The sequence below is a fragment of the Aequorivita sublithincola DSM 14238 genome, assembly GCF_000265385.1.
GTDB classification, from domain to species: domain Bacteria; phylum Bacteroidota; class Bacteroidia; order Flavobacteriales; family Flavobacteriaceae; genus Aequorivita; species Aequorivita sublithincola.
The window spans coordinates 1,229,983-1,256,101 of the sequence record NC_018013.1; the positions used below are offsets into that span (position 1 = coordinate 1,229,983).

At 36.8% G+C, this 26,119-nt stretch carries 25 protein-coding genes; 7 read left to right on the forward strand and 18 right to left on the reverse strand.

The genetic code is table 11. The features are described from left to right. Positions 1-17: 17 nt before the first annotated feature. Positions 18-380 (forward strand): YraN family protein, encoded by a 363-nt coding sequence (locus AEQSU_RS05685; protein WP_014781903.1) that lies wholly within the window; start codon positions 18-20, stop codon positions 378-380. Here the strand turns inward: AEQSU_RS05685 and AEQSU_RS16115 are convergent. Both AEQSU_RS16115 and mfd read right to left on the reverse strand, forming a co-directional pair. Continuing rightward, positions 377-1,195: a helix-turn-helix domain-containing protein gene (locus AEQSU_RS16115; RefSeq protein ID WP_014781904.1), complete on the reverse strand. Its 819-nt coding sequence runs from the start codon at positions 1,193-1,195 to the stop codon at positions 377-379. The genes AEQSU_RS05685 and AEQSU_RS16115 overlap by 4 nt on opposite strands. Positions 1,196-1,337: 142 nt before the next feature. Beyond that, positions 1,338-4,706: a transcription-repair coupling factor gene (gene mfd, locus AEQSU_RS05695; RefSeq protein ID WP_014781905.1), complete on the reverse strand. Its 3,369-nt coding sequence runs from the start codon at positions 4,704-4,706 to the stop codon at positions 1,338-1,340. Between the two features lie 205 nt (positions 4,707-4,911). Between mfd and AEQSU_RS05700 the strand changes: the two genes are divergently transcribed. Beyond that, entirely contained in the window at positions 4,912-6,264 is a 1,353-nt protein-coding gene (locus AEQSU_RS05700; protein ID WP_042492331.1) for a dihydrolipoyl dehydrogenase family protein, read from the forward strand. Between the two features lie 33 nt (positions 6,265-6,297). Here the strand turns inward: AEQSU_RS05700 and AEQSU_RS05705 are convergent, their stop codons facing one another. The 5 genes from AEQSU_RS05705 to AEQSU_RS05725 are packed head-to-tail and all read right to left on the reverse strand — an operon-like array spanning position 6,298 to position 12,810. Beyond that, a complete protein-coding gene (locus tag AEQSU_RS05705) occupies positions 6,298-7,095 on the reverse strand; it encodes a hypothetical protein (RefSeq protein ID WP_014781907.1) in 798 nt (265 codons plus the stop codon). A gap of 6 nt (positions 7,096-7,101) precedes the next feature. Continuing rightward, complete coding sequence (gene pdeM / locus AEQSU_RS05710; protein ID WP_014781908.1) at positions 7,102-7,743, reverse strand: ligase-associated DNA damage response endonuclease PdeM; 642 nt, start codon at positions 7,741-7,743, stop codon at positions 7,102-7,104. Next, on the reverse strand, positions 7,740-10,199 hold the full coding sequence (locus AEQSU_RS05715; protein WP_014781909.1) for a ligase-associated DNA damage response DEXH box helicase: 2,460 nt from the start codon (positions 10,197-10,199) through the stop codon (positions 7,740-7,742). Before AEQSU_RS05715 ends, pdeM begins: the two co-directional genes overlap by 4 nt. Next, entirely contained in the window at positions 10,196-11,788 is a 1,593-nt protein-coding gene (locus AEQSU_RS05720) for an ATP-dependent DNA ligase (protein WP_014781910.1), read from the reverse strand. Before AEQSU_RS05720 ends, AEQSU_RS05715 begins: the two co-directional genes overlap by 4 nt. Then, on the reverse strand, positions 11,785-12,810 hold the full coding sequence (locus AEQSU_RS05725; RefSeq protein WP_014781911.1) for a ligase-associated DNA damage response exonuclease: 1,026 nt from the start codon (positions 12,808-12,810) through the stop codon (positions 11,785-11,787). The genes AEQSU_RS05720 and AEQSU_RS05725 overlap by 4 nt, the downstream gene beginning before the upstream one ends. 211 nt (positions 12,811-13,021) lie before the next feature. Between AEQSU_RS05725 and AEQSU_RS05730 the strand changes: the two genes are divergently transcribed. Beyond that, the gene (locus AEQSU_RS05730) at positions 13,022-13,447 is read left to right on the forward strand and encodes a tellurite resistance TerB family protein (RefSeq protein WP_014781912.1); all 426 of its coding nucleotides are present in this window, start codon (positions 13,022-13,024) and stop codon (positions 13,445-13,447) included. A 106-nt stretch (positions 13,448-13,553) separates the two neighbouring features. Here the strand turns inward: AEQSU_RS05730 and fbp are convergent, their stop codons facing one another. After that, entirely contained in the window at positions 13,554-14,564 is a 1,011-nt protein-coding gene (gene fbp, locus AEQSU_RS05735; protein ID WP_014781913.1) for a class 1 fructose-bisphosphatase, read from the reverse strand. 184 nt (positions 14,565-14,748) lie between these two features. Between fbp and AEQSU_RS05740 the strand changes: the two genes are divergently transcribed. From AEQSU_RS05740 to AEQSU_RS05755, 4 genes are all read left to right on the forward strand, one after another. Then, on the forward strand, positions 14,749-15,228 hold the full coding sequence (locus AEQSU_RS05740) for a GNAT family N-acetyltransferase (protein ID WP_014781914.1): 480 nt from the start codon (positions 14,749-14,751) through the stop codon (positions 15,226-15,228). Between the two features lie 69 nt (positions 15,229-15,297). Then, the gene (locus AEQSU_RS05745; RefSeq protein WP_014781915.1) at positions 15,298-16,557 is read left to right on the forward strand and encodes an aspartate kinase; all 1,260 of its coding nucleotides are present in this window, start codon (positions 15,298-15,300) and stop codon (positions 16,555-16,557) included. Between the two features lie 50 nt (positions 16,558-16,607). Next, positions 16,608-18,458, forward strand: coding sequence for a GNAT family N-acyltransferase (locus AEQSU_RS05750; RefSeq protein WP_014781916.1), 1,851 nt, complete (start codon positions 16,608-16,610; stop codon positions 18,456-18,458). A gap of 27 nt (positions 18,459-18,485) precedes the next feature. Then, positions 18,486-19,238 carry a DUF5995 family protein gene (locus AEQSU_RS05755; RefSeq protein ID WP_014781917.1) on the forward strand — a complete coding sequence of 251 codons (753 nt, stop codon included), beginning with the start codon at positions 18,486-18,488 and terminating at the stop codon, positions 19,236-19,238. On the opposite strand, the gene AEQSU_RS05760 is transcribed toward AEQSU_RS05755, so the two are convergent. The 10 genes from AEQSU_RS05760 to atpA form a co-directional block, all read right to left on the reverse strand. After that, positions 19,239-19,622: a DoxX family protein gene (locus tag AEQSU_RS05760; RefSeq protein WP_014781918.1), complete on the reverse strand. Its 384-nt coding sequence runs from the start codon at positions 19,620-19,622 to the stop codon at positions 19,239-19,241. A gap of 5 nt (positions 19,623-19,627) precedes the next feature. Next, the gene (locus AEQSU_RS05765) at positions 19,628-20,044 is read right to left on the reverse strand and encodes a VOC family protein (RefSeq protein WP_014781919.1); all 417 of its coding nucleotides are present in this window, start codon (positions 20,042-20,044) and stop codon (positions 19,628-19,630) included. 65 nt (positions 20,045-20,109) lie between these two features. Further along, complete coding sequence (locus AEQSU_RS05770) at positions 20,110-20,472, reverse strand: TM2 domain-containing protein (RefSeq protein WP_014781920.1); 363 nt, start codon at positions 20,470-20,472, stop codon at positions 20,110-20,112. A gap of 44 nt (positions 20,473-20,516) precedes the next feature. Beyond that, positions 20,517-20,903 (reverse strand): VOC family protein, encoded by a 387-nt coding sequence (locus AEQSU_RS05775; RefSeq protein WP_014781921.1) that lies wholly within the window; start codon positions 20,901-20,903, stop codon positions 20,517-20,519. Between the two features lie 4 nt (positions 20,904-20,907). Continuing rightward, a complete protein-coding gene (locus AEQSU_RS05780; RefSeq protein ID WP_014781922.1) occupies positions 20,908-21,849 on the reverse strand; it encodes a 2-hydroxyacid dehydrogenase in 942 nt (313 codons plus the stop codon). A 56-nt stretch (positions 21,850-21,905) separates the two neighbouring features. Further along, positions 21,906-22,271: a cupin domain-containing protein gene (locus AEQSU_RS05785; RefSeq protein WP_014781923.1), complete on the reverse strand. Its 366-nt coding sequence runs from the start codon at positions 22,269-22,271 to the stop codon at positions 21,906-21,908. A 2-nt stretch (positions 22,272-22,273) separates the two neighbouring features. Next, complete coding sequence (locus AEQSU_RS05790) at positions 22,274-22,798, reverse strand: hypothetical protein (protein ID WP_014781924.1); 525 nt, start codon at positions 22,796-22,798, stop codon at positions 22,274-22,276. A gap of 100 nt (positions 22,799-22,898) precedes the next feature. Then, positions 22,899-23,432, reverse strand: coding sequence for an outer membrane beta-barrel protein (locus AEQSU_RS05795; RefSeq protein ID WP_014781925.1), 534 nt, complete (start codon positions 23,430-23,432; stop codon positions 22,899-22,901). A 92-nt stretch (positions 23,433-23,524) separates the two neighbouring features. Then, positions 23,525-24,400 carry an ATP synthase F1 subunit gamma gene (gene atpG, locus AEQSU_RS05800; protein WP_014781926.1) on the reverse strand — a complete coding sequence of 292 codons (876 nt, stop codon included), beginning with the start codon at positions 24,398-24,400 and terminating at the stop codon, positions 23,525-23,527. Positions 24,401-24,482: 82 nt separating this feature from the next. Beyond that, positions 24,483-26,063: a F0F1 ATP synthase subunit alpha gene (gene atpA / locus AEQSU_RS05805; protein ID WP_014781927.1), complete on the reverse strand. Its 1,581-nt coding sequence runs from the start codon at positions 26,061-26,063 to the stop codon at positions 24,483-24,485. Positions 26,064-26,119: the final 56 nt, after the last annotated feature.

Consider the following 26,119-nt stretch of genomic DNA (forward strand, 5'->3'; position numbering starts at 1 on the left):
AATAATCGTTAATAAAAATGGCATCACACAACGAATTAGGAAAAATTGGAGAAGAAATAGCCGCTCAATATTTACTAAAAAACGGTTATAAAATCCTACGGCGTAACTTTTATTTCGACAAAGCCGAAATTGACATTATTGCTCAAAAAGAAGAAAACACTATTGTAATTGTTGAAGTAAAAACGCGAAACAGCGATTTTTTCGGTGATCCGCAGAGTTTTGTAACGCCTGCAAAAATTAAAAATTTAGTAAAAGCTGCTAATGAATATATAATTTCAAATGAACTTGATGTTGAAGTCCGTTTCGATATTATTGCTATTCTGAAAAATCAAAAAGTAGAAAAATTGGAACATTTGGAGAATGCTTTTTATCATTTTTAATTCCCGTGTAAACGCGAATCTCTTTCATTTTTCACAACTTCTCCAATTTTATAAAGCAAGATAATTTGTAAAATCACAGCCGGAATTAAAAAGATGAGCCCCAACCACGCAATAAAAACTAATATAAAAAAGACGCCACTGGCTATTTCGAATCCGCCAGCAATTTGAGAGATGTTTCCCATCGGTTTTACTAATCGCAAAAGTGCAAAACCAAAAATAAAACTTCCGATTCCGCAGAAAATGGATTGAGTTACTAAAACATATTCCATAAAAAATGGTTCAGTATATAAAGAAACCATATCGTAGCCATAAAACAAAATGCCAGTGCCGATTAGAAAGAATGCTCCAATTTTCAACAAATAATTATTGAAGATTTTACCACTTAAAACAAAACCCCAAATAAAATAAATATAAGCGATCAACACAATAAACTTCATACTGATATACGCGCCTTTTGAAATTATTAATTCGTCTTCGTAAAATCTTGCATAGTCAACGGCAAATTCAACAAAGCCAGAAAGAAAGTAGATTATTCCACTAATCCAAGCGAGTTTTATGTAAAAGGAAGAGTGGCCTATTTCATTAAAATTGAAATTTTCAGAATCCAAAGAATTAACTTCTTTTAGATTTTCCAAATCTTCACCCAAAACATTCAAAATGGTTTTTAGCGTAAAACTACGCGGGGTAACTTCTCCAGCTTCAATACGCTGAATGGTTCTCACATTTATGTTGCACTGCTCCACAAGTTCCTCCTGCGTAAAGCCTTTTTGCTTTCGGAGTTCTAAAATTTTTCGGCCAAGTTCTGGTTGTTTCATTTTTATTATAATTTATGAAGCAATAGTACGATGGCAGTAAATATAGTGCAATAATTTCAAGTGAATTTAACCCGACATTTGCCCGACATTCTATGATTTAGTAGACTTAACAGATATTAGAAACTTGTTAGGTCTATAATCGTTAATCTTCAAATGGCTCCAAAGCAAGAAGTGCTTTATCAACCGAAGAAATTCCTTCAAAAGTCAACAATAGCCGCAATCCATTGCGAGTTTCTTTTTCTTTCATCGTTACTTTTTGAGGATGAATTTGTACGTATTGCAACACTTTTGAAAACGACGGACTTTGATAAAAAGCACTTTGTTGATCTGCTACAAAATAACCGACCATTTTTTTCTGCTTCATAATTAGGCGTTCCAAGCCCATAGAAATTGCAATCCATTTTATGCGGACGCTGTTCAGCAAATCTTTGGCTTCTTCTGGCAATTCGCCAAAACGATCCAGCAAATCCTTTTCAAACTTCTGAAGTTCCACTTCAGTTTTTAACTCGTTTAGTTTTGTGTAAAGATTTAGTCTTTCAGTAATATTATTTACGTATTCATCTGAAAAAAGAAGTTCGAAATCTGTGTCAATTGTCATCTCTTTTACGAAATTCTTCTTCGGGCCTTCAGTGTCATCGTAAAGATTTTTAAACTCCTTATCTTTCAATTCTTCAATCGCTTCGGCAAGGATTTTTTGGTAAGTTTCAAAACCAATTTCATTTATAAAGCCACTTTGTTCACCGCCTAATAAATCACCTGCGCCACGGATTTCTAAATCTTTCATTGCGATGTTTATTCCACTCCCTAATTCTGAAAATTGTTCCAACGCAGTAATACGTTTTCGCGCTTCATCCGTCATTGCGGAATATTCTGGCGTAATAAAATAGCAAAATGCTTTTTTATTACTTCTACCAACGCGACCACGCATTTGGTGCAGATCTGAAAGCCCGAAATTATTAGCGTTATTGATGAAAATGGTGTTCGCATTTGGTACGTCGAGACCGCTTTCAATAATGGTTGTAGAAACCAAAACATCAAACTCATTATTCATAAATCGAAGCATTAAATCTTCTAGTTTTTTCCCTTCCATTTGGCCGTGACCAATTCCTATTTTAGCATCAGGAACCAAACGCTGGATTAGTCCGGCGACTTCTTTAATGTTTTCAATCCGGTTGTGAACGAAGAAAACCTGTCCGCCGCGAGAGATTTCGTAACGCACCGCATCTCTAATATTTTCTTCCCCAAAACGAACAACGTGCGTTTCCACAGGATAGCGGTTTGGCGGCGGCGTTGTGATTACGGAAAGATCGCGCGCAGCCATCAAACTGAACTGCAACGTACGCGGAATAGGCGTTGCCGTCAGCGTTAACGTATCAACATTTTCTTTGATTGTCTTTAATTTATCTTTTACACCTACACCAAATTTCTGCTCTTCGTCAATAATCAAAAGGCCCAAATCTTTAAACTCCACCGCTTTACTTACCAATTGATGCGTGCCGATTACAATATCCAGTCTTCCGTTTTTTAGTTCTTCCAAAACGGTTTTGCGCTCTTTTGTAGTTCTAAAACGGTTGAGATAATCAACTTTTACTGGCATTTCGGAAAGACGTTCAGTAAATGTTTTAAAATGTTGAAAAGCTAAAATGGTCGTCGGAACCAAAATAGCTACCTGTTTCCCATTATCCACTGCTTTAAAAGCTGCGCGAATTGCGACTTCCGTCTTTCCGAAACCTACATCTCCACATACCAAACGATCCATGGGGCGTTCGTTTTCCATATCTTTTTTTACGTCTTCGGTCGCGGTGCTTTGGTCTGGAGTGTCTTCGTAAATGAACGAAGATTCCAACTCTGCTTGCAAATAACTATCCGGATCAAAAGCGAAGCCCTTCAGCGTGCGGCGTTTTGCATATAATTCAATTAAATTAAAAGCAATTTCCTTTACTCTAGTTTTAGTTTTTTGCTTTAGTTTTTTCCATGCATCGCTGCCCAATTTGTAGATTTTGGGCTCTCTTCCATCCTTTCCATTAAATTTTGAAATCTTATGTAAACTATGAATACTGAGGTACAAAATATCGCGATCCCCATAAAAAAGTTTGATGGCTTCCTGCATTTTACCCTCAACTTCAATTTTTTGTAAACCGCCAAATTTCCCGATTCCGTGATCGATATGGGTTACGTAATCGCCAACTTCAAGGTTGGTAATTTCCTTTAAAGTGATCGCTTGTTTTTTGGCGTACCCATTTTTAAGTTGAAATTTATGGTAGCGTTCAAAAATTTGGTGATCTGTGTAGCAAACCAATTTTAAATCATCATCTATAAAACCTTGAAACAACGGAAAAACAATAGTTTCAAACTGATTTACGTTCTGTTCAGCGTCTTCAAAAATATCTTGAAACCGTTTTGCTTGTTGTTCGCTGCTGCAGAAAATGTAATTTTTATATCCCTTTTCAGTGTTTTCATTCAAATTTTCAATCAATAAGTTGAATTGTTTGTTGAACGAAGGTTGCGGTTTTGTATGAAAATTTACGTAGGCGCGCGATTCATCGCGCGCATCAGATTCATCACGCGCAATAGATGAATTTTTTAAATGTACTGTTGTAAATTCATTTAATTGCCCTTTCAACAATTCCGAAGAACAGAACAATTCCGAAGGCTTTGCCCGTTTTATTTCAGAATCTATATCATTAAAAGCTTCGATTGCTTTTTTGAAAAGATTGTCAATTGCACTGCTGAAAAGTTCTTCATTTTTAAGAAAAACTACCGTTTTGGAAGCGATATATTTTAGAAAACTTTCACGGTTTTCATCTATCGTTTTGTTTTCTACGTTCGGAATGATAGAAACCTTTTTCACTTGTTCTAATGAAAGCTGCGTTTCTACATCAAAGGTTCGGATACTGTCAACCTCATCACCAAAAAATTCGATTCTATAAGGTTCGTCGTTGCTAAAACTGAACACGTCCAGAATTCCACCACGAACTGAAAATTCACCAGGTTCGGTGACAAAATCTGTGCGTTTAAAACGATATTCAAATAAAACTTCGTTTACAAAATCTATTGAAAGTTGATCGTTTACGGAAATCTTCAGCGTGTTTCGCTCCAGTTCTTTTCGAGTAACCACTTTTTCAAAAAGTGCTTCTGGATAGGTAACAATAAACGCTGGTTTTTTTCGGGAATTGATTCGGTTTAAAACCTCGCTTCGCAGCAAAACATTGGCATTGTCGATTTCTTCAATTTGGTACGGGCGACGGTAACTTCCAGGATAGAAAAGCACATTTTTATCTCCCAAAAGATTTTCGAGATCGTTTAAATGATAGGCAGCTTCTTCTTTATCGTTTAAAATCAAGAGAAAAGGCAATTCCGAATTCCGAAAAGTTTTAGCCAAAACCATCGAAAGTGAAGAACCTATAAGTCCTGAAACTGAAATATTGGATTGGGATTGGACAATAGTTTCCCCTAGTTTTCGGGTTTGCGAAGACTGTGAATAAAGTGAAGTAACGAGTGTTTTGCTCATTGAGCGGCAAATTTAATCTAAACCTGCCAAGTTTTCAAAACCTGAAAGGTTTTTGTTATCAACTTTATCATTTTAATAACACCCATACCAAAGCTGAAACTGTATTTTTAAAATTGAAAAAAAATATTAATCGAATTTGACCCCAAAGGTTTTTAAAACCTTTGGGGTTTATGAAAAGAGTTACCCGCCTTCGCGGGCATTAAAAATGGCTATAAAAGAATACGATGTTTTTGTGATAGGAACCGGAACCGCCGGAAAAAGTGTGGCGTACGATTGTGTCGCAAACGGAATGAAAGTGGCAATTGCTGATAATCGCGAGTTTGGTGGCACTTGCTCACAACGAGGTTGCGATCCAAAAAAAGTTTTAGTGGGGTTTACGGAAGCAATCCAACTTGCAGAAAATTTAAAAGGAAAGGGAATTATTTCCGTTCCAAAAATTGATTGGGCGGCACTTCAGAAATTTAAATCAACTTTTACAGATGCCGTTCCCGCAGCAACGGAGCGAGATTTAGAAGAAGCAGGAATAGAGATGTATCACCAATCGCCACAGTTTCTAGATGAAAACACACTTTCAGTAGAAGGTAAAACCGTAAAAGCAAAGAAAATTGTGATTGCAACCGGTCAAAAACCGATGGAACTAAAAATTCCCGGAAGAGAACATTTAATGATAAGCGATGATTTTCTGGATTTGGAAGAACTTCCCGAAAGCATTGTATTTGTTGGCGCTGGTTACATTGGGATGGAGTTCGCACATATAGCCGCTCGTTGCGGAGTAAGAGTTACTGTTGTTGAATTTGGAGACAGACCACTCGGTCCTTTTGAATCAGACATTGTTACTCACCTCACAAAAGCTTCGGAAGAACTTGGGATTAAATTTATATTTAACGCAGAAGTTTCTAAAGTGGAAAAACTTCAAAAAAACTATCGAGTTTCCTTTAAAAAAAATGGTAAAACTGAATCCATTGACGCAAGAATGGTTTTTAATACCGCAGGAAGAGTTCCTTCAATTGACGAATTAGATTTGGAAAAAGGAAATGTAGCTTTCGAAAAAGGTGGAATTTCGGTGAATGAATTTCTTCAAAATACTACCAACAAAAGTGTTTATGCTTGTGGCGATGTTTCGGCAAGCGGTTCGCTTCCACTAACGCCGATTTCTTCGCAAGAAGCTCGGGTTGTTTCGTTGAATATAAGAAATGGAAATCACACCAAAATAGATTTTCCACCTGTTCCTTCCGTTGTGTTTACAATCCCGCAAATTGCTTCTATTGGTTTAACAGAAGAAGAGGCAAAAGAAAAAGGATACGATTATGTAGTGGAATATAAAAGTGTTCCGAAATGGTTCAACGCAAAACGTATCAATGAAAAAGTATATGCTTACAAAACCATCGTAGATACAAAACGAAATATCGTTTTGGGCGCACATATAATCGCTCCAGAAGCTGGTGAAATGATCAACTTATTTGTATTAGCAATGTGCGGAAAACTGACTACTGACAATATTAAAGCAATGATTTTTGCATACCCAACTTGGGGAAATGATATAAAAGGAATGGTCTAAAGAAATACGAATTTAGAAGTGCGAAATACGAAATTATTTGTTTAAATATTCTTTGCATTTATTCACAGGACTTGTAGTTCGATTTTTGAAAGCATGATAACTGCTGCTTCCTAAAAGTACTGCCGCCACAACAATTGCGGTGTAAGCAACTGTTTGGCTCACTTCCCAATTGGCAACTGCAATTGCGGCTAAAGCCCAAACTCCAACTAATGCGAACTCGCGCATATTTCTTTTCCAAGTAACAGCAAGATTTATTATTCCCGCAATAAGTATCATTGTAATAGCCCACGAAGCTTCGCTGTAACCCCAAGCATTCCATTCAATACTTGTTAAATATGCTGCCACATTCGCGATACTCGCAACAGTAACCCAGCCGCTATAAAATACGAATGGCCACCAGAGAAAAGCGATTACAGAAATTGGTGCGTCCCAAAGTTCCATTCGGTTTTGCATTACAATTTTCAAAAGTGAAAAGAGAAGCACGAAAATTGCCAAGATGGAATATTCCATAAACCCGTAAAGCCAAAATGTAATCCACATAATATTGGCGAAGCAAGAAAGCACAAACCACCATCCTGTTTTTAAAATAAACTGATCGTCACGCACTTTGGTAAATAGACTTCTGCTTTGGTAAATTACAAATCCCAAAAGCAGTAAATAAATGAGTCCCCATATCGAAAATGCATAACCAGCTGGAGTAAAAAGATTTTTAGAGGAATCTGATATATCGCCAATAGTCGTGTTATTTATCGCTCCAGTATTTGAAAGATAGTTTATGAAAACTGTTGCCACGAAGGCTATAATATTTGCTATTTGTAGTGTTTTTTTCATAATATATTATTTTTTTGAAACACAAATAACCTCTCCATCTGCAATTGCAAAAATGGCATCAGTTTCTGAAGGTGTTAAAATATGTTTTCCTGTAAAGTTACCAAAAGCGGGCAAAATAAGTTGATTTTCTGTTTTATAAAAACAAGGAAGTTTTAAAAATTGTCTACCAATTCCTTTCATTCTAATTCCAGGATGAATATGTCCTGAAAAGTTGAAAGTTCCTTTTATTTCCGTGGGATGGTGGGTTAGGTAAAAACCATCCAATAACAATTCATCAAAAACTTTTACGCCCAAATCTTCATATAAATAGATTGGAATAATGTCGTGATTGCCTGAAATTAAAATTACTTCGGCTTTGCAATATTCCACCCATTTTTCAAAATCTCTCCATTCCTCATTTAATTTACTGTGGAATAAATCGCCAAGAAAACATACAGTTTTAGGTTCAAAATAATTGGTTACTTCGGTAAGTTTTTCGAGATTTTGATAAGCTGCATGTGCTGGTATTGCAGCCCCATGTTTTCTAAAATGCACTACTTTGCCTAAATGCACATCGGCGATTAGAAGCATTTTTTTTGCTTCCCAATAAATTGCGCCGCTTGGGTGTAGCGTAAATTCGTTATTATTTATTATTATTTTTTGAATCATTTCATCAATTGAAGTGTCATCCGTTTAATCCGATCCGCCAATTTTTCCGAAGAAAGTTTTTCACGTAGTCTATCAGTAATTATCGGGAAACTAAACGGTGTTGCTTTTTCACATTGTTTCCAAACTATTTCTTGGGTTGCAATTCGCTCAAGCGCCATTCGTAAACGACCTTCTTCCATTTCATGTTCAAAGGTTTCTCTAAAGGCTTGTAAATAAAGTAGATTGTCTGGTTCATAATCTCTAAAAACATCAAAAAGCAATTGCGAGTTACTTTGCAAATGTTTTGTTTTAATCTGTTTGTTTGGGTAGCCCGTAAAAACCATTCCACTAATTACAGCAATATCCCTAAATTTTCGCCGAGCTAATTCTGTACTGTTCAAGCTTTTTTGGAGATCATCAAAAAGGTAATCTGTTGTAAGTAAATTATTATCTAAAACTTGCTGAATATCTAAAGGTTGGTCGCTTAACAATTCAAAACCATAATCATTATAGGCCAATGAAAATGTTATTGGAAGCAACAAGCTAATTCTATATGCCAGCAATCCGCTCATTGCCATATGTACAAATCTACCTTCAAATGGATAAAATACATTGTGATAACCTTCCCGAGTTTTGAATGTTTCAATTAAAAATTCGTTATTTCCGGGAACGATACTTTCCAATTCTTGTCGGTTAAAAATATCGCTGAGTGCTTTTAATTCTGGTGTGTTGCGTTTATGCTCGGCTTCGCTTTGTAATTCGTTTCGCAAAATTTCGGACATTTGAGAAGATAAAGCCATCCTTCCGCCCATAAAACTCACAACGTTTCTTGTGCGTTTTGAGCTTCTTCTTACTTGTGCTTGCATATTGCGAACGCGCACTAATTCCAAAGTTCTTCCTGCAAAGACGAAAACGTCGCCAGGTTTCATTTTTCCTATAAAAAATTCTTCTATAGTGCCAATAAAACCACCCGTAACATATTTTACTTGTACCATTGCATCGCTTACAATTGTGCCAATAGAGAGACGATGCATCATTGCAACTTGCTTACTTTCTACTTTAAATCTGCCTTCTTCATCTATAATTACTTTTTTATATTCATCGTAAGCTTGTAAACTTTGGCTACCCATTGTTATAAAATTTAAGCACCATTGCCATTGGTCTTCAGTTATTCCTTGAAAGCAAAAGGTGTTTTTAACCTCAGGATAAATTTCCTTCGGAAAAAAACCATCGCTTACTGCCAAGCTTACTAAATATTGAATTAAAACATCAAAGCTCAACAAGTATGGAATACGATCTTCCATAACCTCAGCTTTTACAGCCTTTTTTAGAGCTGAAGCTTCAATCAATTCCATTGCGTGAGTTGGTAGAAAGTAAATAACGGAAGGTTCGCCGGGACGGTGATTGCTTCTGCCAGCACGTTGTAAAAATTTGGCAATTCCCTTCGGTCCGCCAATTTGAATAATAGTTTCTACTGGGGCAAAATCTACTCCCAAATCTAAACTTGAAGTAGCTACAACGGCTTTTAAACTTTCATTACGGATGGCTTGCTCCACCCAAAGCCTAGTTTCTTTATTAATACTACCGTGATGCATCGCGATTTCACCGGCAAACTCGGGATATTTCTCTAATATCTTTTGAAACCAAATTTCGCATTGACTTCTAGTATTAGTAAAGATTAAAGTTGTTTTGCTCGCATTAAGTATTGGAATTATCTGATCCAAAACGTGTAAACCAATATGCCCACGCCACGGAAATGTTTCCATTTTTTTTGGAATTATTGACTTTACAATAATTTCCTTCTTGAGATTAGCTTTTAGTAAGACCGCGTTTTCTCTGAAACGTTCATCCATTCCCAATAAAACATCTTGCGCTTGTTCTAGATTACCTATGGTTGCAGAAATGCCCCAAATCCGTAACTTAGGGGAAACAGTTTTAAGGCGGGAAAGCGCCAATTCCATTTGTACCCCGCGTTTACTACCTAAAAGTTCGTGCCATTCATCAACTACAACAGCAGTCAATGTTTTGAAGGTTTTATCATAACCCTTTGAAGTTAATAAAAGCATTAAACTCTCAGGAGTTGTGATTAACAAATCGGGCATTTGGCGTTTTTGCTTTGCACGTTCACTTTGAGAGGTGTCTCCGGTTCTTATTCCGACTGTTAATCCAGTTCCTAAATCATCTGCAAACCGTTGTGCTGATTGTTGAATTTCTACTGAAAGTGCGCGTAATGGCGTTATCCAAATAGCCTTGATTCCTTTAGTATGTTTAGTTTTATAGTTGGGATTCTCTTTTAAATATTGAAGCACGATTGGAACCCACAATGCGTACGTTTTCCCACTTCCCGTTGGCGCGTTTAGCAGGCCGTGTTTGCCTTTTAGAAAGGCTTTCCACGTTTTTTGTTGAAAGGGAAAGGGTTTCCAATCTTTTGAATGAAACCAATCTTCGGCAATTGAAATAAGTTCGGATTGTTTCATTTTGGAATTAGTGCTTTAAGATCATCTAATGTATTCGCCTCGGCAATTGGTTTATCTTTTCGCCATCTCAAAATCCTTGGAAAACGGGTTGCAATACCACTTTTATGGCGACTGCTTTCTGCAATACCTTCAAAAGCGATTTCAAAAACATGATGCGGAGTAACACTTCGCACTGGGCCAAAACGCTCCAAAGTATTTCTTTTAATCCATGCGTCTACTTGTCTAAACTCTGCATCAGTTAATCCTGAATAAGCCTTGGCGAAAGTCACCAATTCACCATCATTCCAAAGACCGAATGTATAATCTGTATAAAGATTTGCCCTTCTTCCATGGCCCCGCATGGCATAGGTTAAAACCGCATCAATTGTGAACGGATCTATTTTCCATTTCCACCAATCGCCTTTTTTTCGGCCAACTAAATAAGGCGAGTCTTTGCGTTTCAACATTAAACCTTCACTACGTTTTTCTCTAGAAAGCTTCCGTTCTTCTGCAGCTTCTTCCCAAGTTTCAAAATTCATTGTTTCGCTTAAATAGATTCCGACTTCTTCAGAATTAATTTTTTGAATTAACTCATCCAAAATCTTTCTTCTTTCTGAAAAAGGTTTTTGGCGAATATCCTCGCCTTGCCATTCCAACAAATCATACGCGTTCAAAATTACTGGCGTTTTCTTTAAAAGTGCTTTTGAAATATTTTTTCTACCAATTCTAGTTTGAAGCGCATTGAAATTGCCAATTTCACCAGCACCAAAAGGCAGAATTTCACCATCAATCACAGTTCCGTTTGGGATTGCAGAAAGAAACCGTTGAAACTCGGGGTATTTATCTGTCACTAATTCCTCACCTCGCGACCACACAAAAACTTCGTCATTTCGAATTATTACCTGGCTGCGAATTCCGTCCCATTTATGTTCAAAACTCCAATCTGAAATGGCTCCTAAATCTTTTTGAAAATCAGCTTCAACGGCATACGCCAAGTAAAATGGATAGGGTTTGCTGAGGTAATCTTCAGGATTTTCTTCTAAAATTAATTTCTGAAAAGTAGTTTTTTCTGGAGTCCAATCGCCCATTAATTTATATGCGAGTATATCTTCATCAATTGCTGTAGCTTTTGAAAGTGCCCGTGTCATCAGTTTTTGACTCACTCCAATTCTAAAACTTCCTGTAAGGATTTTATTGAAAACAAACCGCTCAAAATAATTTAACGCTAACCAATTGTAGTGTAAATATTTCTTTTTTTCTTCTTCGGGAAGTGTTCGTAATGCAATAATTTCTGAAACAAATGTAGAAAGGGATTTCTCGGAATGCTCTTCAGAAGTTGGCAAAATTAAAGCAATCGTTTCTGCCAAATCGCCTACTATGTGATAACTCTCCTCAAAAAGCCAAAGCGGAATACCGCTAATCTCTGTAGCCCAAAGTCGCAGTAACGTTGTGTTTACAGGGCGTTTTGGTCTTCTGTGTGAAAGAATAGCAATCGTCCAAAGTTTATCGTCATCATTCGCATTTTGAAAATACGCAGTTAGTGCCGCTACCTTTTCATTGGTTTTGTTGGTGCTATCTAGCTTTTTTATAAGTTGGGCGAAATCTTTCATGCGTTTTCTTCTTCTGCCTTTTTAGCTGTTTCACTACCTTCTTCTTCGTATTGTGTTTTTTCGGTTCGAGCATCAAGTCCCATTTCCTCTCTTAAAAAGCGTGAAAAAATTTCGGTATAACCGTGTGTTGCAATTACTTTTTCAGCGCCTGTTGCTTTTACGGTTTCTAACAAACCATCCCAATCTGCGTGGTCGCTTAGTACAAAACCGCGATCAACAGCTCGGCGTCTTCTTGCGCCTCTAAACGTCATCCAACCGCTTGCGCTTGCTGTAACATACGGCACCATTTTCCGAATCCAAGTTCCGCCATGTGCACTTGGTGGAGCTAAAACTATATTGCCTAAAAGTTCTTCTTTTTTTGTGTCTCGTGAAATTCGTATTGTTTCATGAAAATCATAGTTTTCACGTAAAACGGCAGTCATGTTTTCAATAGCACCGTGAGTGTAGATTTTACCGATGCTTGGATCAAGATGTTTTAGCAATCGTTGCGCTTTACCCAACGAATATCCAAAAAGCACAGATGTTTTATTTTCAGCTCTATTGGCAGCCCACCAATTATTAATATCGGTAAAAACTTCAGCTTGAGGAGTCCATTTAAAAGCGGGCAGTCCGAAAGTACATTCAGTAATAAAAGTATTGCATTTTACAAGTTCAAAAGATTCAGCGATACCATCATTTTCAGTTTTAAAATCGCCTGTAAAAACCCAAACTTCACCTTTATATTCAACTCGCACTTGCGATGAAGCGATTATATGACCCGCAGGATGAAGCGAAAATTTGACTCCATTTATCGTAAAAGTTTCATTCCACTTTTTGCCAGAAACTTCAATTTCACCCAAACGATGTTTAATAATTGGCACATTATTTTCGTGCGTAATATATTGCTTGTGCCCCCAACGACTGTGGTCTGCGTGGCCGTGAGTTATAATGCATTTATCTACGGGACGCCAAGCATCTATATAAACATCAGCTTGTTCACAATATATTCCCTTATCATTAAAGACTAATAACGGCTGATTCATTTGTTTTCTTTCTATAGCAGCTTAAAAATAATGAAAGGTAAGAAGGGTTGCTTCGCTATTAAGAAAATTTTATGTTGAATAATTTTTAAAAGAAGCTAAACAAAAAACAAATAGATTATTATACATTGCTTTTAATTTTATAGAAGTATCTAAAAAGAATGCTTTACCATGATTGCAATTTTTTATATTTGCAGTAAATAAAAACCAAATTATGTCATTTACAGATCTTTTTGAAAGTGGAGAACACTCCCGAAATATAGGACACTTTGCGTCTATAGCAAACATTGCTTCAGTTAAAGGTGTGATTAATCCAGAAGAGGAAAAAATGCTAAAGCGTTTTGCCAGAAAATTAGATATTGAAGAAACTGAATACGCTGAAATTCTGAAAAATCCAGGAAAATATCCCATCAATCCTCCCAATGATGCTGAAAGACGTTTGGAACGAATTCACGATCTATTCGAAATGGTTTTTGCAGATCACGAAATTGACGATCACGAACGTTTCTTAATTGAAAAATACGCTATTGGTCTTGGTTACGATGCTACTACAGCACAACATTTAATTAAAAGATCAATTGAAATTTACAGTGGTGGACTTGACCTTGAAGACTATAGGTATCTTTTGAATAAAAAATAAAAGCCCCTAGCCCCCGAGGGGAGAATTTCCACGATTATGAAAAGTAAAAAAAGCTCCTGATGGAGCTTTTTTATTGGATTTGAGTAAGAATTCCCCCTTTTGGGGGTTAGCGGGCTGCCTGTTTCATAAACTCCTCTGCTTTTTCAACCATTTTAGTACTTCCAGAGAAAAAAGGAACGCGCTGGTGTAGCGTTGTTGGCTGGATTTCCAGAATTCTTTTAAAACCATTACTAGCCTTTCCTCCAGCTTGTTCAGCAATCATTGCCATTGGGTTGCATTCGTATAATAGACGAAGTTTACCTTCTGGGTTTTTTGAAGTATTGGGATAGATATAAATTCCACCTTTTATCATATTTCGGTGAAAATCTGAAACCAAAGAACCTATATATCGAGAGGTGTATGGACGGTCATCTTCTTCCTGTTGGCAATATTTTATATAATCTTTTACGCCTTGCGGAAAGTGAATATAATTACCTTCGTTTACAGAATATATGTGTCCGTCTTCAGGAAATTTCATATTTGGGTGCGAAAGATAATAGGTTCCAATAGCTGGATTTAACGTGAAACCGTTAACGCCGTGACCGGTTGTATAAACAATCATGGTTGATGTACCGTAAACAATATATCCAGCAGCTACCTGATTAACTCCCGGTTGAAGAAAATCGTCAATAGTAACGGGAGTTCCCGAAGGAGTAATTCTCCTGAAAATAGAAAAAATAGTTCCAACGGAAACATTTACGTCTATATTTGAAGAACCATCAAGCGGATCCATCAAAACGACGTATTTGTTATCGTTCTTTTGGTTTCGGCCTTTAATTGTTATGAAATCGTCTTCTTCCTCGCTTGCAATTCCGCAGACAATTTCGCGGTTGGTAAGCGTGTTTATAAAAACTTCATTCGCAAAAACATCCAACTTTTGTTGGTCTTCGCCTTGCACGTTCATATCTCCGGCAGCGCCTAAAATATCTACCAATCCAGCTTTATTCACTTTGTGGTTAACCACTTTTGCTGCCAAACGGATGGAATTTATGAGTCGTGAAAGCTCTCCAGAAGAATACTTAAATTCTTCTTGATTTTCAATTATAAATTCGCCGAGAGATTGATTTATTTTAGCCATTGGATTGAAGGGATTCCTTAATTTGACGCAAATATCGGGATTTTTAAGAAATTGAACCGATATTTGTGGAAGGAAAACGATCCCGATAGCTATCGGGATGAAATCGAAAACTAAATGGAAGTTTCCTGCAAGGTTTTCAAAACCTTGTAGGTATTGTAATTATTGAATCAGAAATTGAATAAAAATGAAAGTACGAGAAGCAGTAAAAACCGATATGCCGCAAGTTTTGGAACTCATAAAAGAACTTGCCATTTTTGAGAAGGAACCAGACGTTGTTGATGTGACCGTTCTAGATTTAGAACGTGAAGGTTTTAGTGACAATCCATTATTTACCTGTTTCGTAGCACAATTGGACGAAGAAATTGTAGGTGCAGCTTTAATTTATTATCGTTTTTCAACTTGGAAAGGACGCACGCTTCATCTGGAAGATTTAATTGTGAAGGAAGCTCACCGTGGGAAAGGCTTAGGTGAAGCGCTTTACAAAGAAGTAATGAAATTCGCATACGATCAAGGTCTTAAACGAGTAGCTTGGGATGTTTTAGACTGGAATACAGGCGCCATTCGCTTTTACGAGCGCAGTGGCGCGAATGTTTTAAAAACGTGGCGTGTTGTTCATATGGACGAAAAAGGACTTAAAAATTATATAGAAAAATTAAACGAATAAATTGCTGACACGAATTCACGAATGATTGTGGAAAATTATTCGTGAATTCGTGGGTATTTTACATCAATTATGAAAATATTCAAATTCGGAGGAGCCTCCATTAAAGATGCGGCTGGCGTAAAAAATGTTGCGGAAGTACTGAAAATTACTGATGAGAAGAACTTAGTAATTGTAGTATCAGCAATGGGAAAAACTACCAATTTACTTGAAAAAGTAATTGCCGAATACTTGAATGAAGACAAGCCAAAATGTAAAGAATACGTTTCAGAATTTAATGATTACCATTTAGAAATCTTGAACGGTCTTTTTGAAAATTCGAACCATCCCGTTTTTCAGGATGTTTCAAAATTATTTCGAAAAATGGCTTCCTTTTTAGAAGTAAACAAATCTAAAAACCACGCTTTCGTTTATGACCAAGTGGTAAGTTTTGGCGAGATGGTTTCCAGCACAATAGTTTCGGCTTATTTTTCAGAAATTGGAATGAAAAACGAACTTCTCGATGTTAGAAAGTGTATAAAAACAGACGCTAATCATCGTGACGCAACAGTTGATTGGGAAACCACGCAAAAGAAAATTCAGAAAAAAGTTAACATTTCTGGCATTACGGTAACCCAAGGATTTCTAGGTTCCGAAACCACAAATAATTTTACAACCACACTTGGCCGTGAAGGAAGTGATTATACCGCCGCAATATTCGCTTATTGTTTGAATGCCGAAAATGTGACTATTTGGAAAGATGTTCCCGGAGTTTTAAATGCAGATCCGAGGTATTTTACGCAGACTATGTTGCTAAATCACATAAGCTATCGTGAGGCGATTGAGCTTGCTTTTTACGGTGCATCGGTTATTCACCCAAAAACGCTTCAACCTCTGCAACGAAAGGAAATTCCACTTTTTGTAAAATCATTCTTAAATCCAACAGGTCCTGGAACCTGCGTTGGTAAAGGCGTAACACTGGACCCACAAACTTCGTGTTTTATTCTGAAAAAGGATTTGGTTTTAATTTCACTTTCTTCTTTAGACTTTTCATTTATGATGGAAGACAACATTGGCGATGTTTTTAAATGGCTTCATAAGCACAAAATGAAAGTTGAACTGATTCAGAATTCTGCCATTAGCTTTTCTGTTTGTGTGAATGATAAATTTAACAATCTAGAGGCATTGCTAGCAAAGCTTCGTGAAAAATTCAGTGTAAAATGGAACGAAAACGTTACGCTTTACACTATCCGACATTTTAATACTGCTGAAGTCAAGGCACTTGCCGAAAATAAAAACGTGCTTTTAAAACAAGAAAGCAAAGAGACGGTACAGTTGGTAATAAAGGAATAGTATCAATCGGTTTAGTTATATTTGTAAGACACAAACAACCAAAACATTTCATGGGATTAGTCAATGCAAAGGAAATTGCAAAAGCAATAAACGTCGATAAATTCGGCTTTTTTGGCACTTTTATGGGCTGGTCTTTAATGAAGTTTTTAAACATTACAACCCTCAACAAAATCTACGATAAAAACAAGCATCTAAAAGATTTAGAGTTTGTAAATGCATTGCTTGAAGAATTTGAAATAAAGTTTGAAATTCCTGAAGAAGATTTACGTCGTATCCCTAAAACTGGTCCCTTTATAACAATTTCAAACCATCCGTTGGGTGGGATTGATGGTATTCTTCTTCTAAAATTATTATTAGAACACCGTCCAGATTTTAAGATTGTAGCCAATTTTCTGCTACACAGAATTGAACCGCTGAAACCTTACGTTATGCCCGTAAATCCTTTTGAGGGAAGGAAAGACGCAAAATCTAGCGTAGCTGGTTTTAAAGCCGCGCTGAAACATTTACAAGAAGACCATCCGCTAGGAATTTTCCCGGCAGGCGAAGTTTCAACTTATAGAGACGACAAATTATTGGTTGACAAACCGTGGGAAGAAGCCGCAATGAAACTGATAAAAAGAGCCGAAGTACCCGTGGTTCCAATCTATTTTCACGCAAAAAACAGCAAACTTTTTTACCGTTTGGCGAAGATGAGCGATACACTGCGAACCGCGAAATTGCCTTCAGAATTGCTTACACAAAAAGAGCGTTTAATAAAAGTTCGGATCGGGAACGCAATTTCAGTAGAAGATCAAGATGAACACGAATCGCTTAAAACCTTTACTGAGTTTCTTCGGAAGAAAACGTATATGCTTTCCAATGCCTTTCAGAAGAAAAAGCTGTTAGACAACATACCAAAAACGTTGAAGTTTCCGAAACCACCGAAAAAAATTGCTGGGCCTATTCCGCTGAAAGCAATGGAGGCCGAAATTGAAAACTTGCGCCAAAATGATAAACGACTTCTGATAAGTAAAAACTATGAAGTGTTTTTGGCCGAAGCAAATTCAGTTCCTTATATAATTCAAGAGATAGGAAGACTACGCGAAATTACGTTCAGAGAAGTAGGTGAAGGCACCAATAATAGTACCGATCTAGACAAATTCGATAGCTATTACCACCATATGTTTTTATGGGATAATGATGCCAAAAAAATGGCTGGTGCATACAGAATGGGACTTGGTTCAGAGATTTTTCCACGGTTCGGGATTGACGGATTTTATCTTCAGGATTTATTTCGCTTTGAACCAGAATTGTACGAAATGATGAGCAAGTCCATTGAAATGGGGCGTGCCTTCATTATTAAAGAATATCAATTGCGCCCAATGCCTTTGTTTTTACTTTGGAAAGGAATCGTCCACACAACATTGCGATATCCGGAACACCGCTATTTAATTGGTGGCGTGAGCATCAGTAATAAGTTTTCAGAATTTTCAAAAAGTTTGATGATTGAGTTTATGAAATCAAATTATTACGATCCCTATGTGGCACAATACATCAATCCGAAGAAAGAATATAAAGTAAAATTGAAAGATGCGGACAAAGATTTTATCTTCGACGAAAGTGAGGCCGACCTCAATAAATTTGACAAAATAATTGATGAAGTGGAACCGGGAAGTCTTCGTTTGCCTGTTCTTATTAAAAAATACATCAAACAAAACGCGAAAGTTGTGGCTTTTAATGTTGATCCACTTTTCAACAATGCTGTGGATGGTTTGATGTACATACGTATTGCAGATTTACCAGAAAGTACCGTAAAACCCGTGATGGAGGAATTTCAGGCGGAGCTTGAAAAAAAGTATTCCGATAAATACGGTGAAAATCCAGATGCCGAGAATTTAAAAGAAGAAGAAAAACCAGATTAATTCTTTTCACAAAAAATCCAATCTATTATGACTGCAACAACTATTGATGAAGTTATAGCGCGACTGGATAGTATTATTGATTCTGAATGCGCCAAAAATTCGCGAATGGCGTATTTCCCTATTCTTTATAGAAAAGTTACCATTCGTATTAAAGAAGGAATTTTGAATAGTGAGTTTGAAAACAACCAACGTATGGAAAAGTTGGATGTACTTTTTGCCAATCGTTATATTGATGCTTATGACTGTTTGGGAGCTACCAAACCGTATACCCAAAGCTGGAAAAACGCCTTTGAAGCTTCACAAAAAGATACTCTTTTAATTATGCAGCATTTGCTTTTGGGAATAAATGCTCATATCAATTTAGACCTTGGAATTGCCGTTGCTGAAACCGTTGGCGACGATGGAGAATTGATGAGTTTCGAAAATGATTTCAACAAAATCAATGAAATTCTTGGTTCCATGATTGCAAATGTAGAAGCCAAAATAATTTCAGTTTCACCATTATTTGGATTGCTTGACAGATTCGGAAAGGGTCGAGAAGATAAGTTGGTTAGTTTCAGTATTAACGTGGCGCGAGACGGAGCGTGGCTTTTTGCGAACCAATATCATTTTTCGCCAACGAAAGAAATAGAATTAAAATCCCGTGATACAATTATAGCCATTCTGGCTGAAAAATTGATCCATCAAAAAAGCTGGGTGCTTAAGTATTTGGTAAAAACCATTGCTTTTTTTGAAAAAAATGATGTGCCCCAAATTGTGGCAGTACTTAAAAAGGAATAGTTAGATTAGAATTAAACTTCCACCATGAGTTGCAAAAATTACAAAGGCACCAAGAAACAATAATAGGTCGTAATGCCAGCCGTAGCCTTTGTCTTCATAAAAACCTGTTTTCCAAACGAATATTTTTTTATACATAGCACCAAGCATAGCGCCCATAATGAGTAGCGCTCCGATTTGAGTAAAAATTCCGAATGCTATTGAAACAGCGCCAGCTATTTCAGCAATACCTAAAACGGTAGTTGCAGTGGGTGACATACCTATGCTTTTGCCACGCTCCTCTGGTTTCTGCACGTGACTTTTTCCGCTGGAGAAAAAGACGATGGCTATAATTATTCTGAGTAATAATAGTGCGAAACCGGCAAGAAAGGCTGTATCTAAAATCATTTTTTTTATTTTGAAGTGTAGGGATTATAACTTCCAAAGTTCCAGATATATCCTTCTGGGTCTTTGCAGCTGTAACCGCGACCGCCGTAGTCTTCAGTTTTGATGTCCATTACTATTTTGGCGCCGTTTGCTTTGGCGTTTTTGTAATGGTTATCAATTTCTTCAATAATAATATATGCTGTTTGGGTATTAAATCCATTCGTTTCTGAAGGTGTGCCAATCATTTTTCCAAATTCACTTTCTGGACGATAAGTGCCAATCATAATCATTGCATTGCCAAGAGAAAGCTCTGCGTGTTGCACCACATTATTATCATCTTTATAAACAAAATGCTCGCTAAATCCAAAAGCACTTTTTAAGAAATTAAGCGCTTTATTGGAATCTTTATAAACCATTGTTGGTATTGCTCCGTAGTTGCTCATAGCCTTGCTCTTTAAATTATTTAATTAAATAAGCCTCTGAAAAATTTTCAAAAGCTTGTAAATATCTAGAACCATCCCTTTTTACCTACTTGATAGGTTTGGTAGAATTCTTCGTCGCTTTTGGTTAAGTAAATTATACCTTCAATAAAAGGAATAATTCCACCGATACCGCAGGTTACAATACTGATTACTATTTGTATAATTCCTTCCTGGGTATAGCCTAAAATGAATTTATGAATTCCTAAATATCCAAAGACAAGTGCTAAAACGCCTGCTAGAATTTTTTTGTTTTCTTGATTATGAGTGGCTTGGTTCCAGCCTTCTTTAAATTCGTTGGCGCTGTGTTTTGCTTGTTGTTCAAAATTGTCTGCTGCTTCATCCACTCGTCTTTTTGTGCTGTCGTAGCCTGAGTTTTGTTGTTCTTCCATGGTATTAATTAGTTGGTTTAAAGTTTAATAAAAGTATAAAAAAATTATAGAGAAGGGTTGGCCACAGGTTCCCAAAGTTCAATTTTGTTTCCATCGGGATCGAGAATCCAGCCAAATTTTCCATAATCATAAGTCTCCATTTCCCCTACAATTGTTACACCTTCTTCCTTTAATATTTTCAACAATTCTTCTAAATTTTCAACGCGATAGTTAATCATAAACTCTTTTTCGCTCGGTGCAAAATATTTCGTGTCATCTTTAAATGGACTCCATTGAGTAGAACATTTTTTACCGTTTTCATCCTGCCAATCAAAGCTACAGCCATAATTACTTGTATCTAATCCTAAATGATTTTTGTACCATTCATTCGTTTTTTCAGGATTTTTTGTTTTGAAGAAAATTCCACCAATACCAGTTACTCTTTTATCCATTTTATTATTTTTTGAAGTTTTGAATTATTTTTTCAGCAATAACAGTTGCCAATTTTTCTTTGCTTTCCGCCGTCCATCCTGCAACGTGCGGACTTAGAATTACGTTGTCCATTGCGAAGAGTTCTTTTAAAGCAGTAGGGAGATTGTCTGAATCAAAAAGGGTTTCAAAAGAAAGTTTTTCAAATTCTAAAACGTCTAAACCTGCTCCCAAAATTTTTCCAGATTTTAAGGCTGAAACCAAATCCTGCGTCACAACACTTTTGCCACGAGCCGTATTAATTAGCCAAAATGATTTTGAAAAAGAATTAATAAATTCTGAATCTATTATTTTATCAGTTAATGGCGTCCAAGGAGTGTGAAGGCTTAAGACATCTGCTTTTTGATGAAGTTCTTTTAACGAAACTTGTGTTGCGTTTTCATCGCCAACATTTTCTTTAAGATCGTAACAAATCACTTCACAATCAAAACCTCGCAGTTTTTTGGCGAATGCTTTGCCCATATTTCCATAACCAATAATTCCGACAGTTTTTTCGTCCAGTTCTATTCCGCGGTTGGCTTCGCGGTTCCATAGACCGTTTTTAACCTCTCTGTCGGCGTTATTTAGTTTGTTGAATAGTGAAAGAAGCATTCCCAAAGTATGCTCGCTCACGGCGTTTCTATTGCCTTCGGGGGCGGCGATAAGTTTAATGTCAATTTTTTCAGCATACTCTATATCGATGCTTTCCAAACCAGCGCCAACACGGGCAATGAATTTTAAGTTTTTGGCAGCATCTAGAAATTGTTTGTCAATGTTGAAGCGACTTCTAATTACAATTCCTTCATAATTGGAAATAATTTCTTCTATTTCAGATTTTGAAGCTTTGTAATTTTCTTCATTTGAAAATCCTGCCTCCTTCAACATTTTCAGAAGTAAAGGATGATTGTTATCGAGATGAAGGATTTTCATATTTGGCTTTTAGATTTCCAAGGTTATGATAACCTTGGAGGAAAATTCAAGTAAAATTATATTTTAGGATATTCTGAAACGGTCTTTTCCGAAGTTACATTGCCTGTGTGTTTTGTGGAAATTTTTTCAAAAAGAAGTACGTGAACCTCTCCGCCATTTTTAGTTTTTGGGCAATGCTCCACACCTTTTGGAACAACAATTATTTCACCTTCGGAAACAATTTCAATTTTATCACGAAAGTGCATCTCCAAAATTCCTTTCTGCACAAAAAACAATTCATCTTCTTCTTCGTGTTTATGCCAAACAAATTCATCTTTCAACTTCGCCAAAAGAACTTGCATATTGTTCACAACAGCTATTTGGTGCGGATACCAATATTTTTTGAAGCTAGAAAACTTATCTTCAAGATTGATAGTTTGCATAACTATTCGTGTTGGTTAGGATTTGCCTGCGGGTAAGGAATCAAGTCCTTCTTCGTAAGATTTGAAATTTTAAAATAATTTTTCTTACCATTGATCCAGTATTCTACGACTGCTTGATTATCGGCTAGTTGAAATGGAAAATCAATTGACGGCGTATTTTGAGCCTCTTTAATAGGATCATTATCCATAACAATGTCCCGTTGTTTGTCATGTCTAAGATAACCAACATATTTATTTGGTTCGTTTATATTGCCTTTTGCTTCTAAAATTTGATTTCTGAAGTAGATATTTTGAATCACAACATTATCCTCTTTTTCGCTAAAAGTAATATGAACATTGGTTCCAGAACCGCCTTCCTTTACACCAGCGACCCAATCTTGATAAAAGGCATCAACCACTTTAAAAGGTGGGTTTTGGCTGAATTCCAGGTTTTTTTCTATATTCTGCGCTCCACCGCAATTTGATAATGCGAAAAGCAAAATAGGTAATGTCAAAATAATAGCTATTGTTTTCATCTTTGTTTTCATTCACGAAATTTACAAATAATATGGAACATGAAACCGAACAGGTTTTAAAAACCTGTTCGATTTAAATAATTCGCCAGATAGTAATCAGAATCGCAATGATCTAAAATTTAAATCCAAGACCCAAAAATGCGGCAATTCCACTGGCAGCATCTACATTCAAAGTAATGTTGCGAGCATTAAAATAAGGAAGTAGCAGTTTTAGATACAACTTTTCCCCAATTTTATAATGTGCTCCTGGGCCAATGTTATAAATAGTCAAAGCACTGTTCTGAATATATCCTTGGGTTTGGTCCTCGAAGCCAAAGCCGTAGCCCGCTTGGGCAAAAACGTTCCATTTTTCTTTATTGACAAAGTAATAATGAATTGAAGGCGTAAAACCATAGGAATGGATTGTAACATCACTATTGTTCTTTAATAAAGTATTGTTTGAAGTGAAAAAGCTTCCGGAAAGAGAAACTTTGTTTGAAATGAAAAACTCAAAACTAGCTAAACCCAAAGCGCCGAAATCGTCTTGGTTATTAGTAGTCGTCGGATAAGGAGAAACTGCTACTGAAAGTATTATTTCGCCTTTTTGGTTTTGAGAGGAAACTGTTAAGCAAAAAAGAAAAGCGAATAGTAGAAGTAATTTTTTCATCCAGTAAAATTTTAATGAAGATACTTAAATATTTAGGCATAAAAAAAGCCTCTCGTAAAACGAAAGGCTTTTAAAAATGAATTTATAAAATACTATCCAGCCAATGCCTCAGCACCACCAACAATCTCAAGGATTTCATTGGTAATAGAAGCTTGACGTGCTTTGTTGTATTGTAGTTTTAATGCATCACGAAGTTCGGTTGCATTATCAGTCGCTTTGTGCATCGCCGTCATACGTGCGCCGTGCTCGCTGGCAACGCTATCTCTAAGCGACTTGAATAATTGCGTTTTTAAACTCTTTGGAATTAATGCTTCAACAATTTCTTCTTTTGAAGGTTCAAAAATGTAGAATGTTTCAGTGGTTTTTGCTTCTTGGCCTTCAATTTGTTTTGGAGGCATAATTGGCAAAAACTGCTCGCTCATCACAATTTGTGTAGCGGCATTTCTGAAATTATTGTAAACCACAATGATCTTATCATATTTCCCTTCGGAAAAAAGAAGCATCAATTTTTCAGCGATTTCTGAAGTAGCATCAAAAGAAAGATTGTCAAAAATAGCGTTGTTATTCTCGATAACAGTTCCAAACTTTTTCAGAATATCATTTCCTTTTTTACCAAGGGTCATAAAATCTACTTGCTTGCCAGCGTAGGTTGTTGCTGCCAAATTTCTAGCTTCTTTTACGATGTTACTATTAAAAGCTCCCGCCAAACCACGGTTACTGGTAATGGCAACCACCAAAATTTTGTTTGCCTCGCGCTGGTCTGAATACTTGCTGCCAGTATCGTCATCAAGCGTGGCACTTAGGTTTTGCAAAAGTTCGGTAAGTTTTTCAGAATAGGGACGCATTGCGGTAATAGCATCCTGCGCCTTCTTCAATTTTGCAGCAGAAACCATTTTCATGGCACTGGTAATCTGCATCGTTGAGCTGACGGATGATATTCTGTTACGTATTTCTTTAAGATTCGCCATTTTTATTTATGTTACTCTGCGTTCTCTGCGACTTTGCGGTAATAATTAAAAACCGAAGAGGCGCAGAGAGCGCAAAGACTTTTTACTTCTTATACTTTGCAGAAAGATCTGCAGCAACCGTTGTCATTACATCAATTGCATCATCAGTAAGTTTACCTGCTTTCAAATCGTCTAGCGTGTTTCTGTGCTTTACGTTTAGCATTTCAAGGTAATCTCTTTCAAATTCTTTAATCTTATTAACAGGAACGTTACGCATTAGGTTTTTTGAACCTGCATAGATAACCGCAATTTGATCTTCAACCGTGTAAGGGTCATTTTCAGCTTGCTTTAATATTTCTACGTTACGTCTTCCTTTTTCAATTACATTCAATGTTACAGCATCTAGATCTGAACCAAATTTTGCAAACGCTTCCAATTCACGGAAAGCTGCTTGATCCAGTTTTAAAGTACCTGCTACTTTTTTCATCGATTTAATCTGCGCGTTACCACCCACACGAGATACCGAAATACCTACGTTAATAGCTGGACGAACACCCGCGTTGAACAAATCTCCATCCAAGAAAATCTGACCATCAGTAATCGAAATTACGTTTGTTGGGATATACGCCGAAACGTCACCCGCTTGTGTTTCAATAATAGGAAGTGCAGTTAATGAACCTCCACCTTTTACCATTCCTTTTAAAGAAGCAGGAAGGTCATTCATCTCTCTTGCAATATCATCATCATTAATTATCTTGGAAGCACGCTCCAATAATCTTGAGTGAAGGTAGAAAACATCTCCAGGATATGCCTCACGTCCCGGTGGACGACGAAGCAAAAGTGATACCTCACGGTATGCAACTGCTTGTTTAGACAAATCATCGAACACAATCAAGGCTGGACGACCTGTATCTCTAAAATATTCACCAATTGCTGCACCTGCGAAAGGAGCATAAACCTGCATCGGGGCAGGATCTGATGCGTTTGCTGCTACAATTGTAGTATAAGCTAAAGCACCTTTTTCTTCCAAAACTTGTGCAATGTTTGCAACGGTTGAAGCTTTTTGGCCAATCGCTACATATATACAATATACTGGATTCCCAGCATCGTAAAATTCTTTTTGGTTCAAAATGGTATCAATACAAACGGTAGATTTACCTGTTTGACGGTCACCAATAACAAGCTCACGCTGTCCACGGCCTACGGGAATCATTGCATCAATAGACTTAATACCAGTTTGAAGAGGCTCAGTTACCGGCTGACGATAAATAACTCCTGGTGCTTTACGCTCCAAAGGCATTTCGTAAGTTTCGCCAGTGATTGGACCTTTACCATCAATAGGCTGACCCAATGTGTTTACCACACGACCAACAATACCTTCACCAACTTGAAGTGAAGCAATACGTTGTGTACGCTTAACAGTTGAACCTTCTTTTACACCTTTTGAAGGACCTAAAAGTACGATACCTACGTTGTCTTCTTCAAGGTTCAATACAATACCTTCAAGACCACTATCGAAGGCTACCAATTCACCGTATTGTGCGTTTGAAAGTCCGTATGCACGAACAATACCGTCACCTACGGTTAAAACAGTTCCTACTTCATCAAGGGAAGCGTTTGCTTCAAAGCCTGTAAGTTGTTGCTTTAATATTGCTGATACTTCAGCTGGTTTTACTTCTGCCATTTTTGTTTAGATTTTAGACGATAGATTTTAGACGATAGACCTAAAATTTTACATCA

Bases quoted from the DNA above. Each gene is read 5' to 3' on its own strand.
- pdeM (WP_014781908.1), bottom strand. From the start codon at position 7,743: ATGATTCAAAAAATAATAATAAATAATAACGAATTTACGCTACACCCA.
- atpG (WP_014781926.1), bottom strand. From the start codon at position 24,400: ATGGCGAATCTTAAAGAAATACGTAACAGAATATCATCCGTCAGCTCA.
- AEQSU_RS05715 (WP_014781909.1), bottom strand. From the start codon at position 10,199: ATGAAACAATCCGAACTTATTTCAATTGCCGAAGATTGGTTTCATTCA.
- AEQSU_RS05780 (WP_014781922.1), bottom strand. From the start codon at position 21,849: ATGAAAATCCTTCATCTCGATAACAATCATCCTTTACTTCTGAAAATG.
- AEQSU_RS05765 (WP_014781919.1), bottom strand. From the start codon at position 20,044: ATGAGCAACTACGGAGCAATACCAACAATGGTTTATAAAGATTCCAAT.
- AEQSU_RS05770 (WP_014781920.1), bottom strand. From the start codon at position 20,472: ATGGAAGAACAACAAAACTCAGGCTACGACAGCACAAAAAGACGAGTG.
- AEQSU_RS05795 (WP_014781925.1), bottom strand. From the start codon at position 23,432: ATGAAAAAATTACTTCTACTATTCGCTTTTCTTTTTTGCTTAACAGTT.
- AEQSU_RS05705 (WP_014781907.1), bottom strand. From the start codon at position 7,095: ATGAAAAAAACACTACAAATAGCAAATATTATAGCCTTCGTGGCAACA.
- AEQSU_RS05745 (WP_014781915.1), top strand. From the start codon at position 15,298: ATGAAAATATTCAAATTCGGAGGAGCCTCCATTAAAGATGCGGCTGGC.
- atpA (WP_014781927.1), bottom strand. From the start codon at position 26,063: ATGGCAGAAGTAAAACCAGCTGAAGTATCAGCAATATTAAAGCAACAA.
- AEQSU_RS05740 (WP_014781914.1), top strand. From the start codon at position 14,749: ATGAAAGTACGAGAAGCAGTAAAAACCGATATGCCGCAAGTTTTGGAA.
- AEQSU_RS05720 (WP_014781910.1), bottom strand. From the start codon at position 11,788: ATGAAAGATTTCGCCCAACTTATAAAAAAGCTAGATAGCACCAACAAA.
- AEQSU_RS05755 (WP_014781917.1), top strand. From the start codon at position 18,486: ATGACTGCAACAACTATTGATGAAGTTATAGCGCGACTGGATAGTATT.
- AEQSU_RS05760 (WP_014781918.1), bottom strand. From the start codon at position 19,622: ATGATTTTAGATACAGCCTTTCTTGCCGGTTTCGCACTATTATTACTC.
- mfd (WP_014781905.1), bottom strand. From the start codon at position 4,706: ATGAGCAAAACACTCGTTACTTCACTTTATTCACAGTCTTCGCAAACC.
- AEQSU_RS05750 (WP_014781916.1), top strand. From the start codon at position 16,608: ATGGGATTAGTCAATGCAAAGGAAATTGCAAAAGCAATAAACGTCGAT.
- fbp (WP_014781913.1), bottom strand. From the start codon at position 14,564: ATGGCTAAAATAAATCAATCTCTCGGCGAATTTATAATTGAAAATCAA.
- AEQSU_RS05730 (WP_014781912.1), top strand. From the start codon at position 13,022: ATGTCATTTACAGATCTTTTTGAAAGTGGAGAACACTCCCGAAATATA.
- AEQSU_RS16115 (WP_014781904.1), bottom strand. From the start codon at position 1,195: ATGAAACAACCAGAACTTGGCCGAAAAATTTTAGAACTCCGAAAGCAA.
- AEQSU_RS05790 (WP_014781924.1), bottom strand. From the start codon at position 22,798: ATGAAAACAAAGATGAAAACAATAGCTATTATTTTGACATTACCTATT.
- AEQSU_RS05775 (WP_014781921.1), bottom strand. From the start codon at position 20,903: ATGGATAAAAGAGTAACTGGTATTGGTGGAATTTTCTTCAAAACAAAA.
- AEQSU_RS05700 (WP_042492331.1), top strand. From the start codon at position 4,912: ATGGCTATAAAAGAATACGATGTTTTTGTGATAGGAACCGGAACCGCC.
- AEQSU_RS05785 (WP_014781923.1), bottom strand. From the start codon at position 22,271: ATGCAAACTATCAATCTTGAAGATAAGTTTTCTAGCTTCAAAAAATAT.
- AEQSU_RS05685 (WP_014781903.1), top strand. From the start codon at position 18: ATGGCATCACACAACGAATTAGGAAAAATTGGAGAAGAAATAGCCGCT.
- AEQSU_RS05725 (WP_014781911.1), bottom strand. From the start codon at position 12,810: ATGAATCAGCCGTTATTAGTCTTTAATGATAAGGGAATATATTGTGAA.